Origin of the sequence: Paenibacillus sp. S02, from assembly GCF_019454065.1 — a bacterium.
Classification (GTDB): domain Bacteria; phylum Bacillota; class Bacilli; order Paenibacillales; family Paenibacillaceae; genus Paenibacillus; species Paenibacillus polymyxa_B.
Genome location: NZ_CP073682.1, coordinates 1,835,911 through 1,850,136 on the forward strand (window position 1 = coordinate 1,835,911; position 14,226 = coordinate 1,850,136).

15 protein-coding genes and 1 pseudogene are annotated in these 14,226 nt (G+C 34.5%); 14 read left to right on the forward strand and 2 right to left on the reverse strand.

Annotation, left to right across the window (positions count from 1 at the left end; genetic code table 11):
* The first annotated feature begins 185 nt into the window (after positions 1-185).
* From KAI36_RS08060 to KAI36_RS27675, 5 genes are all read left to right on the forward strand, one after another.
* On the forward strand, positions 186-1,229 hold the full coding sequence (locus KAI36_RS08060; RefSeq protein WP_103744465.1) for a WXG100 family type VII secretion target: 1,044 nt from the start codon (positions 186-188) through the stop codon (positions 1,227-1,229).
* Between the two features lie 11 nt (positions 1,230-1,240).
* Positions 1,241-1,462 (forward strand): hypothetical protein, encoded by a 222-nt coding sequence (locus tag KAI36_RS08065; RefSeq protein WP_103744421.1) that lies wholly within the window; start codon positions 1,241-1,243, stop codon positions 1,460-1,462.
* Between the two features lie 462 nt (positions 1,463-1,924).
* Positions 1,925-3,184 carry a WXG100 family type VII secretion target gene (locus KAI36_RS08070; protein WP_103744420.1) on the forward strand — a complete coding sequence of 420 codons (1,260 nt, stop codon included), beginning with the start codon at positions 1,925-1,927 and terminating at the stop codon, positions 3,182-3,184.
* 19 nt (positions 3,185-3,203) lie between these two features.
* Positions 3,204-3,488 carry a hypothetical protein gene (locus tag KAI36_RS08075; RefSeq protein ID WP_103744419.1) on the forward strand — a complete coding sequence of 95 codons (285 nt, stop codon included), beginning with the start codon at positions 3,204-3,206 and terminating at the stop codon, positions 3,486-3,488.
* Positions 3,489-3,654: 166 nt separating this feature from the next.
* The gene (locus KAI36_RS27675) at positions 3,655-3,930 is read left to right on the forward strand and encodes a hypothetical protein (RefSeq protein ID WP_104495746.1); all 276 of its coding nucleotides are present in this window, start codon (positions 3,655-3,657) and stop codon (positions 3,928-3,930) included.
* 267 nt (positions 3,931-4,197) lie between these two features.
* On the opposite strand, the gene KAI36_RS08085 is transcribed toward KAI36_RS27675, so the two are convergent.
* Positions 4,198-4,425: a DUF3139 domain-containing protein gene (locus KAI36_RS08085; RefSeq protein ID WP_252508800.1), complete on the reverse strand. Its 228-nt coding sequence runs from the start codon at positions 4,423-4,425 to the stop codon at positions 4,198-4,200.
* A gap of 1,027 nt (positions 4,426-5,452) precedes the next feature.
* Between KAI36_RS08085 and KAI36_RS08090 the strand changes: the two genes are divergently transcribed.
* The 9 genes and pseudogenes from KAI36_RS08090 (at position 5,453) to KAI36_RS08130 (ending at position 13,064) form a co-directional block, all read left to right on the forward strand.
* A complete protein-coding gene (locus tag KAI36_RS08090; protein WP_103744418.1) occupies positions 5,453-6,088 on the forward strand; it encodes a restriction endonuclease in 636 nt (211 codons plus the stop codon).
* A 74-nt stretch (positions 6,089-6,162) separates the two neighbouring features.
* The gene (locus KAI36_RS08095; RefSeq protein ID WP_220027468.1) at positions 6,163-6,681 is read left to right on the forward strand and encodes a hypothetical protein; all 519 of its coding nucleotides are present in this window, start codon (positions 6,163-6,165) and stop codon (positions 6,679-6,681) included.
* Positions 6,682-6,703: 22 nt separating this feature from the next.
* Positions 6,704-7,173 (forward strand): annotated as a pseudogene (locus KAI36_RS08100) (hypothetical protein).
* 1,055 nt (positions 7,174-8,228) lie between these two features.
* A complete protein-coding gene (locus KAI36_RS08105; RefSeq protein WP_052452867.1) occupies positions 8,229-8,960 on the forward strand; it encodes a YiiX/YebB-like N1pC/P60 family cysteine hydrolase in 732 nt (243 codons plus the stop codon).
* Positions 8,961-9,025: 65 nt separating this feature from the next.
* Entirely contained in the window at positions 9,026-10,198 is a 1,173-nt protein-coding gene (locus KAI36_RS27180; protein ID WP_258382269.1) for a YncE family protein, read from the forward strand.
* 18 nt (positions 10,199-10,216) lie between these two features.
* On the forward strand, positions 10,217-10,495 hold the full coding sequence (locus KAI36_RS08115; protein ID WP_103744415.1) for a hypothetical protein: 279 nt from the start codon (positions 10,217-10,219) through the stop codon (positions 10,493-10,495).
* Between the two features lie 200 nt (positions 10,496-10,695).
* Positions 10,696-11,028: a hypothetical protein gene (locus KAI36_RS08120; RefSeq protein WP_103744414.1), complete on the forward strand. Its 333-nt coding sequence runs from the start codon at positions 10,696-10,698 to the stop codon at positions 11,026-11,028.
* Positions 11,029-11,277: 249 nt separating this feature from the next.
* Positions 11,278-11,892, forward strand: coding sequence for a recombinase family protein (locus KAI36_RS08125; RefSeq protein ID WP_103744413.1), 615 nt, complete (start codon positions 11,278-11,280; stop codon positions 11,890-11,892).
* A 269-nt stretch (positions 11,893-12,161) separates the two neighbouring features.
* Positions 12,162-13,064 (forward strand): hypothetical protein, encoded by a 903-nt coding sequence (locus KAI36_RS08130; protein WP_220027469.1) that lies wholly within the window; start codon positions 12,162-12,164, stop codon positions 13,062-13,064.
* A gap of 93 nt (positions 13,065-13,157) precedes the next feature.
* Here KAI36_RS08130 and KAI36_RS08135 read toward each other — a convergent pair whose 3' ends face one another.
* On the reverse strand, positions 13,158-13,574 hold the full coding sequence (locus KAI36_RS08135; protein ID WP_146088513.1) for a hypothetical protein: 417 nt from the start codon (positions 13,572-13,574) through the stop codon (positions 13,158-13,160).
* Between the last annotated feature and the right edge of the window lie 652 nt (positions 13,575-14,226).

Consider the following 14,226-nt stretch of genomic DNA (forward strand, 5'->3'; position numbering starts at 1 on the left):
ATTTATACAATACTTTTGACATAGTAAATCCGTTTATATCAGTCCATTTGTCACATAATATAAAAGGAAATTTCAGGATAACAGGTGGATATCCCTAAACATCTTCCTTCTGATAAGATTATTTCCATCTAAATTAAAATGGACGTGATCAATTGGGGAGAATATTGGTTCCACCTGATAAGCTAATGGAAGTGGCTGACCAGTTCTTGCATGGTAAACACGAAATGGAACGTATGTTGAATTTACTGAATGGAAGAATTGATTTTGTCCAACAAGGTTGGTCTGGTGCTACCCGAGAGAGGTTTTTCCAAGATTTTCAGGTCTCTAGACAATCCATGGGCGTGACGCTTGAACGACTTTCTACGGTTGCACAAGAACTCATTTTTATTTCAAAAAACTTCACACAGGTAGATGGAGAAAAAGTCGTACTGGATGTGCCGGGGAATGGTGTGCCTGTTAAAACGGCATCAAGCGGTGAAGGTTGGTTACATAAAATCTTTGAACAGATCGGTAAAGCTGAGATCACAAAAGCCGAAGCTCAGATGGAAGCTAGTAAGACTCAAGGAGAAATTCTCTGGGATACGGCTCAGGGAGCAAAAGGAGCTATTCAGGAAGATTTAACATTGGGGATGCTGCCCGACAAAGACCGTAACTATGATCATCCCATGGCTGCTAAAGTAGGTGAAATTCTCGGTCACGTAGCTACGACATTGCAGGGGGCTGGTGAGGTAGTAGCTGGAATAGGTGGAGAAGGATTATCAGTTGCTGTTTCATCTACGGGTGTAGGGAGTATCGTTGGAGTACCAGGATTAATTGGATCGGCAGCTTTGGCGGCTCATGGAAGTACAACCGCAGTTAAAGGCGCAAGCGGAATAGGAAAAAGCTCAGCGGAATTGTGGCAAATGATGAAGGGAGAAGGTGGAGGTTCAGCTAAACAGACACTTACTTCCAACAAGGGAACGTCGATAGATGTTACTCCTTCATCTAATCATACAAGTACGACAACGAATCCACATCCAGCTAAAGGTGAACCTAACTCATCAATTGATATTCTGGATAGAAATACAGGTGAGATAAAAACAAGAAGATATTATGATGAAAATGGAAGAGCTACACGCGATGTAGACTACACGAATCATGGAAATTCAAAGCAGCATCCAGAGTGGCCTCATGAACATGTTTTTGAATGGAAAGAAGATGGGACATTTAAAAGAGTTAACAAGAAGTAGGAGGGACTATTTTGGAATACAATGAATTGGTGGAACGTTTTGAAATGGGGGAAGAGTTTCAGTTCTACTTTAAAAATGATAGCTATTGGATTAGCCAGAATGAAGAAGAGTACTTTCTTACTCGTGAAAGGGACAGTTTTTCGCAATCATTTGAATCAGCAAGAGAGTTGTTCATTAATGGGAAGATAGATGATAAGACTATTTTAGAGTTGTGGGATAGCATAGAGATTTAAAAAAGTACAATTTGAGCCTACTCCTTAATAATAAAAACGGGAGTGGGCTTTTTATATAGTTAGTCAATCTGAATAAAGGAGGATGACATTTACAAACACCTTGCTTCAAACGAAGGTGCGTCAAATTCAAATTACCATGCTCCAATATCAAACATTACAAGTTGTTGAGCTAGGATAAGGGAATCAAGCAGATGAACAAAATGCCCATCTAAAAAGATATTATGGATATTGTTAAGGAACTCGGTATCACGAAACAACAGCTACATAACTATAAAAAACTCCTAAAGTTGATTCCTGAGTTACATGATATGATTAAAGATCAGGAGTTGAAAGCGATGACTATAAGCTTTTGGTCATAGGTATAAAGTTATCTTATTTCACATAACAATTAGGAATTAAGTTCGTTTTCCATAAATCGGAATAATGTTACTATGTCATAACGAACTCAAACAGAGGTATATTATGACAACAATTAAAGTGACACCTGAGCAGCTTATGACTGCCTCCAAGCAGTTTGAGTTAGCACAGCAAACGGTAACTCAAATGAATAGTAATTTAGTACAACAAATTTCATCTATGGGGCAATTGTGGGAAGGACTGACTAAAGAGCACTTTTACTATTCCTTCCAAACCTCTCAGAAGAATATGAATGACTTTGTTACCTTGACGGATTCTATTGCTAGGGAATTACGTCACCATGCAGATAAATTCAGATTAGCAGATCTGATGGAAGTAGGTAACATTGACGCAAGTTGTTTACCACCTCCACCGAATTCATGTGCTGTTCCTGCTCCAGATACACGGAATGCGTTCCAAAAATCAGTAGATAGCTTAACTGAACTAGGTGAGGATTTTGTAGACGCTAACTCAGTACGCTATGAGAAAAAGTTTGATTCAGTCTGGAGCTTTCTAGATTATATGTCATATGGTATTCCAAAAGGAATGTACCAAGGGTACATGGAACGGGCAGCTAAACAAAACAATTCATGGAATGACATGCTCAATTTCGGTACATTTGGAGTAACAGGTATGATTCAAGGGGCATTTAATCCCAACAATGCCTGGTCAAAGGAACACTGGGCTAATATGATCGGTACAGCAGGATTGTTTGGAGGAGTTAGTTCGGTAATCAAGCCTAAAATTGGGTTATCAGGGTCTGTAAAATATACTCCGTTAAAAGATGGAACTACCCAAATAATAGAAGGGGCAGACAATACAAGAAAAATTATAGATACTAATGGTCTGCGTAATGAAGTACCTTTAACTGAAGCACAAATTGGGATTTTAACTCAGTATGCAAAAAAAATAGGAATGCCAGAAGAAAATATCCGTGTAGCGGGGCCTAATGATACTTCTCCTACAGGATTATTATTCGATACGATTCTCAATATAAATAATGATGTACTTCCTTCTAATGCCACAGGTAAATTAGCAGCTAATAGCCGGATTACTGGTCATGGAACAATAGCTCATGAAGTTGTCGGGCATTATGAAGCAGGACTAGCCGGAAAATCCTTTCAAGTTATGGATGATGAATTTAATGTTATAACTAGGAACTTTGCACTTGACGAAGCTCAAGCAAGTATCCGAGCTGCAAGATTTGCTCCTGATTTGACTCAAATAGAAAGAATCATGCTTTTAAGAGATGGAATTACTAGATTAAAAAACGAAGGTATCAAAATTAGGGAAGTTAAAGATATACTGTTCATACATGAACGTTAGTTAGAATGGAGATGTTCTTTTGGAGATTATGAAGTTAGACGATATTATTAAAACACCCAATAAAGGAATCATTTTAATTGGAACAAATATTGGATTAGATAAGCAGGATCATACGAATTTAAAAAGTTTGGTAGGTTCAAAAATACAAGTAGATAAGGTGGATGGGACGAAATGTGAACTGGACGTATTGGATATTAGCCTTTCTTTTTCCATTGCTAACCTTCCACTCATTGGTATTAGTGTAAAGGATTCAGAAAATATTAAAGATATAAAAAAGGGAACACAAGTAGTGCAATTACTATAGATCTATAATGTATTGCGATTTTCATAAAATAAATTAAGGCATCTGAAAAAGTGGAGTATGCGAATCGCATACTCCTATCTTTACTTATAGTGTTGTAAATATAAACAAAGAACATACGCCTACAAAAAAATTAACAGCAAAAGCGAAAAGGAATTTGTACTGATTTTTGCCAAAGTTAAGAGGCCCCTCCAGCGTAGTTATTCACCAGGATATTTTGAGCGTATCCACGGGCGTCCACACTTACCCGCAAATGCTGCATAAAATATCCCGGGTGAACAAATTGGAGGTGCATGTAATAACCATGATACACATGGAATCCGTGCAAGTGGGTGAGCATACATTTATCGGAGTCGAGGTCAAACTGCCTAAAACAACGCTGTTAACTATCTCTAACTCCCGTGGTTACATCATGTGTGGTGCGTCTAAGGTGTATCGAATTTGAGGTAGTAAAATTTTCCGCTGTCTAAGCCGTAAGGTCAAGCGGGACAAGCTTTCATAGCATTTTCAATTTACTGATCTGTACTGATTCATACTATTAAAATCTTATAAATGGCTGAATTTTGTGACCGCATTTGTGACCTCTTGGAGAAGGACAAGCATGTGACTGTGCATTGCATTTCCGTTATAATCCTTCAAAGAATAATTATACGCCCCATCATCTACTCCTTTAATGGGGGCTTGGCTATACTGAATAATTTTATCTTGCTCTTTAAAAATACCTTGCATTGGTTTCGTCCTTAAAAATAACTTGTGTACTAACTAAGGGAGCTTTACCTATTTGAGTTTTAACTGAATAAATTTCAGATGGTTTGTATCTTTGAATTTTTACAAGATAATCAAATACTTCGTTTTGAGTATCACTTTTAGTGTAACTACTAAGCATCCAAACGCTTGCGAATATCATTACTATAAAGATTGCTATTCCATATTTTCTCATAACTATCTCCTTTGTTGGAGCAAGCTAAAGTGGCGCTACCAATGACGTAATATTTGCTTCGAACCGTCACTTAAAAAAAGGAGCCGTTGCGATTTGGACAGCTTCTTTTGCTTTGGAGTTATTCAAAGAATCTACTTATTTCCTCTTATACATAAAAAAGTAATGGTATACACCACTCCAGCAAAGAGGCTTAGTAGAAACGAGGTTGATAATGTTCTGAAAATAAAAGTAGAAGTGGGTACCGTATAAAATTCAAACATACCGTTGCTCGGAGTACTCGTTGTTGTTGGCCCTTTAATAAAGGAATAGTATATTCCTACAAAAAAACCGTAAGACAAATACTTAATTAGATTTTTTTCAAATTTACTCATTTGTTAGCCTCCAATAATGTTTTTGGAAAAGTAGAATTCTTGTACTATGAAGCCATTCAAAGTAATGTAGGAAAAGTCTATAAATATAGCGATCTTAAAAATTTTTGGTAAGGATGTTTATTGATATTATGTCAATTATATTGTTTTAAATCAAGAAAAAGGAATAATGATGTAATCATTATTACTCAATCTTTGGTGTTAGCCCTATGGATAAAACCCCTGTAACTCTAGGTACACAGCGTCCAACATTAACATTACGTTAAATCCAGTCATATCAAGGCTTATGACAGTTTGTCAAAAGTATAAGGAAAAGAAAACTTCTTATAATCAGGAATTTTATTCTTTTTCTTCGTGATTCACTAAACCTGGAATGACGTTCAATAAAATGTACAACATATAAGCTTAAAAAATTGGTCTAGGCTCTTTGCATGTCTATGTGAAGCAAATGTTACAAAGAGGAAGGCAAAACAAGAAGGAATGTGTATACAGGAGTCAAGAAGAGTCATCCCCCATGAATATGAAGCTATTCGCCTAGCAATAGACGTTTCTTTGTTAACAATTTACTATACTTATCCAAAATATATGGGGAATTATCCCTATCTGTTGTATTATAAGATAGTGTGAAAAAGAGCCAAAGTAGCTAAGGAGGAACATTGTTGTCTATATTTGTGATAGTGTGTGTCGTTGTTGTATTGATTGCTTTGGTGTTGCTACGCTTATTTAAGAAGCCTAGAGTTCAGGAACCGTATAAAGTAACGCAGAATATTGACCCTTATAAAATTGGCATTAACGAAATAGACCGTATGGAGGATGGCAAGGACTTTGAAATGTATCTGTTCAGGCTGTTCCAGTGTTTAGGCTATGGTGATGCATATAAAACACAAGACAGTAGAGATTTTGGAACAGATTTGGTATTTACGGACAGAGAGGGCTACCGTAATGTCATTCAGGCTAAACGGTATGCAATAAGCAATCCTGTTGGTTTAAGCGCAGTTCAGGAAGTTTATAGTTCTATGCGATTTTACAGAGCTAAGAAATCTCTTGTCATTACTTCAAGCAAATACACAACTTCGTGTGAACAGTTAGCCAGTTATAATGGAGTAAAGCTGTTGGATCGCAACGATTTAATTAAAATGATTGAGCTATTCAAAGAACAACAGCACAGCAAGGTAAAAGATATTATTGAAGCAGAGCCATACTTGAGTTTGGATTCATGGGATGATTATAGGAATAACAGTAAAGTGATTAAAAAGGATCGCAAGGCTGAAAAGCTTATCGCTTCAGGTAACTAGATACTGGTGACTCTTGTAGTAAAACCATGATTTTATTAGGGTGCATAAGAAAGAAATCTAGTGGAGGATTAAGCGTGGAAATTATAACTAAATATTTGCCTTTAGTCGGAGTTGGATCTGTAGTCGCACTAGCCGTACTAATTTTCAAAGCTATTGCGTTAATTAACTCAACTCCTCTTGAAAAGCTATTGTACAAGAGTAACAAGAAATATATGGTAACACCACTGTCGATTGCTCTAACTGTTGCTTCTACTGCTATACTAATTGTCATCATGGGTTTTTTTACAGGTGATATCAAAACTATAAAAGACTTCAAGGGGATAATATTAGGAGCTTTAATTCTTAGCTTTTTATTATGTTTAATTATTTATGTGACTTTATATTTTGTAGCAAAGAGGATAGGAAGAGTATACTATTTCACAGATAATATAAACGGGACAGATATTGAGCTTTACTTATTAAAAACTACTGATGAGGGTTATATTTTATTGTCTGATAAACCAGACATTTATTCTAGGGATGGATTTAAGATATTAAAGAAACAAGAAGACATACTCAATAAGAAGATTTATTCAAAGACAATCAATTCATAGTATTGGAGATGATGATCTAAAAATGAATCAAAACCAGCATTACACAATGACCTACACTCTGAACAGCGGCATCAAAGGAAGTGTAAACCTATTCACCAAACAAATACAGGACTGGATAGAATCTTATCGTGTAGGCAGTAAATATGTAACAACAGTTGGCAGAGAGCATTTTGGATTGAATCCTGAGCTTGTAGCAGATTTTAAGGTACATAATGAATATTCTGAGCAAGGGAACATGTAACAGCATTACAATCTACAGTAACAAGTAAGGCCAGTGAACAGTTAACAAATGCATATAGTCAGCATAAGGTATTGATTCAAGTAGAGTGTAAATGTGGAGCTTCCTATATAGAGAAATCAACATACAGAAGGAACAAATGGGGCTGTAAAGAATGTGGTGATATTGTATTCTTGGATAGCAAAAAGGGTATGGTGGATACGAATAAAGGAAAAGCATGGTATATGACAAATAAGTATTTCGTTGAGAGGTAAGGAGGCTTCTTTGAATTTGAGAGGTTAGATTTGAGTTTCTTCTATTATATATATGACATGAACCAACTTGATAGAGTGAAAACTGATGAAAATAACACTTCCATTCCGCGATTCTTGTTACGATTACGATACGTGTTTGCTGTTTTTAAAAACATAGATATTTAAAGGATTTCTTAAATTTTAATTGCACACAATTTATTAGGTGAAAGTCTTAAAATCCCTTGATGTACCAATCTTTTTTGAAGATTTTTCTCCGATACCAACGATTGAAACCACGATGCAAAGTAATTCTTCACAATTCCCTTTATTTATCTGTATTTTCACTGTTTTCTCGATACGACAACGATGTAAATATATTCAGGCATAATTTTGAACCATAATGGCTCAAAAAGTCATATGGAATATAGTATTTATGCACATATGAGTAATTTTCACGATTGAACTTCGATACGGGTGTAGTTACAGGCTATCTGTACAGTGCCTCCAAAGTTGGTGAAACCCTCATATGGTTGACACAGCGTCAACTTCCTATCCACTTTACTGAGAACATCAAAATATTACTTTCAAACTATGATTACAAGTAGCTTGAAAAAAAGTAGATCAAATTGACTTTTGTTGAATCTATGTATATAATTTGAATATATTGGATAGGAATTTTTATCCAAAAGCTTAGAATATACATTTTTAATCAAAATTAGAGATTATAGCACATGTATAGATCGCTCAAATCTATATTTACCATTACATACTTTTTTAACATAAAGCTCTGTATTTAGCCTTAAAAAAATTGATTGTTATTGGACGGTTACTCTGCCGGACATAAACAATATATTCGCAATTGCTACTTCTTACTTAGAAGGTGATTGCGTAAGCTCGTATTTCTATTTGACTTATGGAGCTAACTAACTAAATTTAACATACATCATCCTCCAAAAAATAGACATACGAGACTCTGTCATATGGAGGGACAAAAAATGAAGTATGGATAAACATGTAGACAAACTTTGAACGGAGTATTCTCTTATATCAATTAAATCCCATTTGGAGGTATAATCATGAAAAAAGTTCTTAGTTTAGCTTTTTCCGCTAGTCTTGCTCTAAGTATCCTTCTTCTTCCCAGTGCAAACATTTATGCAGCCGATGAAACATCGCCTTCCTTCAGTGTTAATGACAATTCTTATCAGAAAATGAAAGATGCTGGAATGAGTGATAATGATATTGAGTTACTCCGTAAACATAATGAAAATGATCTTCGTATCATAAAAAGCGGGGAATTGGAAGAGAAGGCATTGAATGACCAAAAAACTAGCCAATCGCTCACTGATAGCTCGGAGAATCCTAGGTTAGCAGCATCAAGTTTAGGAACAGTTGGTGATATTTTGGTTGCCTATAACGCAAGTTCGTGGGGTATTGATTTCGGATATCCAGGACATGCTGCTATTGTTTCCTTACTAAGTGGTAAAACAGTAGAATCGTTCCCAGCTGATGGAGTTCAATATCACACAAATGATTGGAGAGGTCGCTCAAATGTTTATGGAATGAGCGTTAAAGGGGCTTCGGGTTCCCAATATAGAGCAGCTGCACAATATGCAGCTAATCAAATTGGAAAACCCTATAACTGGAATTTTGTTAATCCATGGACAGAAGCTAAATTTTATTGTTCACAGTTGGTATGGAAGGCTTGGAAAACTCAGGGGATTGATGTTGATTATATAACAATTGATCCTATTGTTACCCCAATGGAAATAGCTAAATCCGGTAATACTTCAATTTACTATAGTAACTAACAAACCTAATCACTCACAGGAATATATATTTTTTCCTGTGAGTGATTTCACTAAGGGGGGACATTATGCTCTTTAAAAAAAGAATAAGAATTATTGTTGCAACTTTATTTTTACTTGGATTAGCAGTTTCAACGTTTTGGTTTACTACAACACATCATTCATTGAAAAATATAACAAAATCAGAGACATTTACTGTTGTTTATTCTAATGCAATGGATGACGGTGCAGAAATTGTGAAATACAGCAATAAAGGCGAGATTTTAGACAAAAAAAACTTAGTTAATGCCCAGTCACTTTATTATTTTGCCAAAGTAAAGAATGACTATTATTTAATGTCTGAACGAAAAAATAGACATTACATACTTAATCAAAATGGAATTCTTCAACCATTTTTTGGACCTAATAAGTATGGAAAAGATAGGAATATCGGAACTTCATTTTTAAAAGAAAGCGACAATCATCTATTTTTCTCCATGAACGTGGGTATTAATCCGAGTTATTCTCCCACACAGTACACCAATGAATTGGTTTATTTCGATAAAAAAAATTTGAAATATAGAAATATTCTTTTGAATGGATATTTATTATCAACCGTTGAATACAATAATATGGCATACACTTTATATGTGAACAATAATGATAATTCTGTAGGTATTTATGTCATTGATTTAAAAACATCAAAGAAGATCAAACAATTCACTATAGAAAATCGTTTACATGGTTTAAAAGAATACTTTCCGGTAGGCCAAAATGGAGCATCACTACAAATATTTAAAGGCAAGCTTATTGTATTTCTTGATGGCAATACATCTGATACACAATTTCATCCTATAATGCAGATAATTGACCCTAAAAATGGTAAGTTAGAAAATGAAACATCATTGTCAGATACTTCATTTTTGTTTTATGACAGCCAAATTTACAACGATAAATTATATATTCTCTCTGAAGGCTTAAATTATACTATTTTCAATGACCTCAACAAAAATCCTAAAAAGTTGAGATTAAAACAAAGCAATTCCGTCTCCGAAAAAATACAAAATGAGAAAGGAGTAATATCTGGAGTACACTATCTTGCAGGATCTGTTTTTGTCCTATATGATTATGTCAAAAATTCTCCTGCTGATAGAATAAGGGAAATAAGAGAATATGACTTATTGACAGGCAAAGACTTACATGTCATTCCTCTAGCATTTAAATCAAACAAGGAAATGATTCGTTTTTTTCTGACTAATTAACTTTAAGGAGTGATTATTATGATTTATTGGTTATTTCCAAAACTTAATCCCCTCCTCCCTACTTTTATATTTTGCCCCATTCTGGCAATCTTGATCGGAGTATGTTTCGCCTATTTCAAAGGAAACATCTACTTAGGATTAATACTAGCCTTGTTACTGCCTCTTATATTTATTGCCACTAATTTAGAAACCATTGCAGTTAATATAGATGCTTGGCTTCTATATGGTTTTATCTACGCAATTATTACGTTTGTGGCTTATAAGATGGCGTTTTCACAGTTAGGAAAAACGAGTTAATTTTTTCACACTATTATCAATAGTCACCACGACCAACTTTTCGCACACTAACTTAGGTATAACAGGCAACGATGCATCTCTAGAGTTCAATCCAGTTTATTTGCTAATTGGAAATCATTCCGGAAATGATGGGTCTGGTTACCCGATTAAAATTTCTGGGAATGGATATGCAAATTAATTAATGAAGGGTTAGGGAAGAAGTGAAGGCTAAATTGAAATTTTTGGGGTTGGCTGCCCTTACTGTTACGTTTGCTGTAGTTATTGGTAATAATATTTTTGCTAGTGACGATGCTTCTGAAGAAATGAAGGGCGTTACAAAAGCAATAGTCCCTGATAGTGTATTAGAAGAACTTAATCATCCTGATAAAATTTATACTAAAGATGGATTATTTATAAAAAAACCGCAATCTCTCCATGATGAAGATAAATTCAATCAAGATGAAGTAGTCTACGACGTTTCAAAGGCTACTGATGAAACTAAAGCAATCATTCAATATGACGCTACTTACATCAAGGAAGAAGACAGTAAATAGATTTGTGTACTAAAGCATTTGAAAAGTTAAGCTGTATAATTGGAATATCTAGGGCGACTTCGGTTGCCCTTTTTATTATGCTCAATTTAGCCAAGGTCTTTTTCAACACTATGTCATAAAGTATGCTTTTAGACATATTAAAAAGATACCTGTTTAAGTGTGTCAAAAAGTGGTATAATGAATTTAGTCACATGACATGAATTGTGTATACTTTTTGGCACATCATTGGAATAAGGGAGTGTAAATGTATTGAAACTAGCTTATGGTAGAGTATCTGCTAAGGATCAAAATCCAGAGCGACAACTAGTAAAGTTTCGAGAATTGAAAATTGATGAAAGATATATTTTTGTGGACAAGTTAAGTGGGAAGAATTTTAACCGACCTCGCTATCAGGCAATGCGGTTAATGATTCGTGAGGGTGATTTAATTTACATAGATGCACTGGACAGACTAGGTCGAGATTATGATGGTATTATAGATGAATGGAAATACATTACGCGGGAAGTTGGAGCAGACATTATATGTCTGGATAATGAAACTTTATTTGATAGTCGCAAATTCAAAACAATGGGTGATTTAGGAAAACTTTTAGAGGATCAATTCTTAAGTATGCTTGCATACGTAGCTGCACAGGAAAGGTTAAAAAATAAGCAAAGACAGAGTGAAGGGATAGAGGTAGCCAAAGCAGCAGGGGTGAAATTTGGCCGTCCTAAGCAGGAGATCACAGCTGAATTTGCTCGTGTATATGACAAATGGAAATCTGGAGCAATCAAGGCTGTGGAGGCAATGAAAGAACTAGGTATGAAAAACAGAACGTTTTATCGTAGAGTTAAAGAATATGAGCAACAGAAACAAGTAGGATAAATTGTTCATGTGTTTAAAGCCTAGATGATTATGTCTAGGTTTCTTTGTTATGTTTGCTGATCAATACTAGCAGGTACAATAAAAAGGACGGGGGTATTTTACATCCAAAACGCCTATTAAATTTCCAAAATTGCCCCTAGCACATCCACTTCCACACTGAAGTTATTTTTTTGACTCTATATGATTGTGTAATACAATTTTGTAACTAGGTTTTTTTCGTTTTATATGTAATATTTATACTATTACAATTATAAAATGGAGGTAGTCTAATGATAGCACCTTTTAACTTTGAGCTCATATTGGATTTTCATGCTGATTGGATTAAGTTTATAAAACTCCAGTTAGAACAATTACCAACTCTTCAGAAGGAAGATTACATAGATATTCCTGAAAAAAAACTGGCTTATTATTATTTCAACTGGCTTAATCGTGCAATTCGTCCGAAGCCAAGAAAGGTACACATTTCAAAAGAGCTAAATTGCCCAGCTTCTCTAAGGGGAGGTATGGATTTAATTATTGGAAAGATTGAAAAAGGGGAAGAACTTATTCCTCATCTTAGTAGAAAAATAAAGGATATTAATTATAGTGATCAGTTACTTAATGATTGGGGAGTACACCATCTTCATCTTGGTACTTTAATTGAAAAAGATGGTTTTGTTCAAAGAAATCCTAGAGTTTCTCAATTATATAATTTTCTTCTTTACGCACGTTTTGATGAAGAAAATGCTTATCTAATCGATGTGATGGATCACAAATCTTTTAGTAATCAGAAGTTAGTACAGATAATGCATTATAATTGGCCTGAAACCATAAAACATTTTAAAGTTGATGAAGCTTTTACACTTGATGATCCCATTTCAGACGAATTTGTTAAAGAGCTTCGAAATATGGGGGGAACATACTTTTTTGAAGCCGAAAAAGGTGCAGTGTATGGACCAATTGGTGGGGGGTATTCAGTAGGTGGAACAAGTGTAAGAGCACTTACAGATGGTGATTATTACCATAACAAAGTAATGCATCTTGAGAAGCATGTTAAGGAGAATATGGGGTTTTTTCTCGGAGCAATTAGAGAAAAGATTGGGAGAGATCCAAAACAGATTCATTTCAAGCTCTTTATTGAGAACGACAATTTTTATATATATGAAGCATACTCAGAAATTTTATTTAAATAGATTAAAGTATAGCGAAAAAGAGATTTAACAAATTGGAGAGTCGATAAATATTTAGTTTATAAAAAGAGCAACCGTTGAGGTTGCTCACAGATATTAAGCTAATTGATTTTCATTACACGTTTGAAGTATATTTAGCAAGTTTCGGTTTCTGTAGCGAAGACTTCTAGATGGCTCGTAAGCAAAAGCGAGAATTGAATTCTTTATTTTTTCCTTGATTTTAGGATGTGTAAAAAGTTCTTCTAATCGCCTTTGTAAATTGTCAGAGGTTCCAACATAATCCACATCAATTTTTTTATCTTGATCCATTGAGAAGAAAACGAGGTTTCCTGGAAACTCGCCAATTTTGGAAGTATCGAAACTTAAAGATATTGATTTGATAGTTAAAGCGACATAATCGATTGTTTCGTAATCAGTCTTTGTTAAAGGTAACTTCTCGATGGCAAAATTATAACGATAATATTTTTGTGTAATTAGTTCCACCTCAGTATTTTTATAAATATTATAGTTCATAAATTTAGATTGGTCGACGTTCAAATTTAAGACCAATCGTTATTTTAATGGATTATAAAACAAAGGAAACTGCAATGAAAAATATTTCGATTTATGTAATTGAAGTAGAGAATAAGGGATATTTGAACAGAGATAAAGAGAGTTTATAAGACGTATTCAAGTAACTTAATATCGTTATAAACATGACGCAATTGAGACATATGAGAATCCTTGCCTTGACAATGTGGATGCTTATGCAAGAAACTACAATTTGCCATCAAAAGAGTGAGTTTTTTTCGAAGTTATTCAATATGAAAAGGTGTGTATTCAATTTTACAGAAGGTTGTTGGTCTGCTTCACACATTAATTCTAAGCCGAATATACCGATAGATTACAATAAAATATAAACACAGCTACACAATCTGGTAACTTTGTATTGGATGAGTTGTATTATGATTTTCTAAATAAATTATACATATGCATAAAGACGATACCCTTAATCATAAAATCATCGTAAACTATCCTAAAAGGTATCTTAACTACATATATGAAAAGTATATGATTTTGTACCAAAAGATGGTACAATCAAAATCGTTAGGGTATTTTACTACTTGTTTCACAACTACATAATAATTTTAGCTATGCATCGTATTGTAAGTTCACGCTGAAAGGG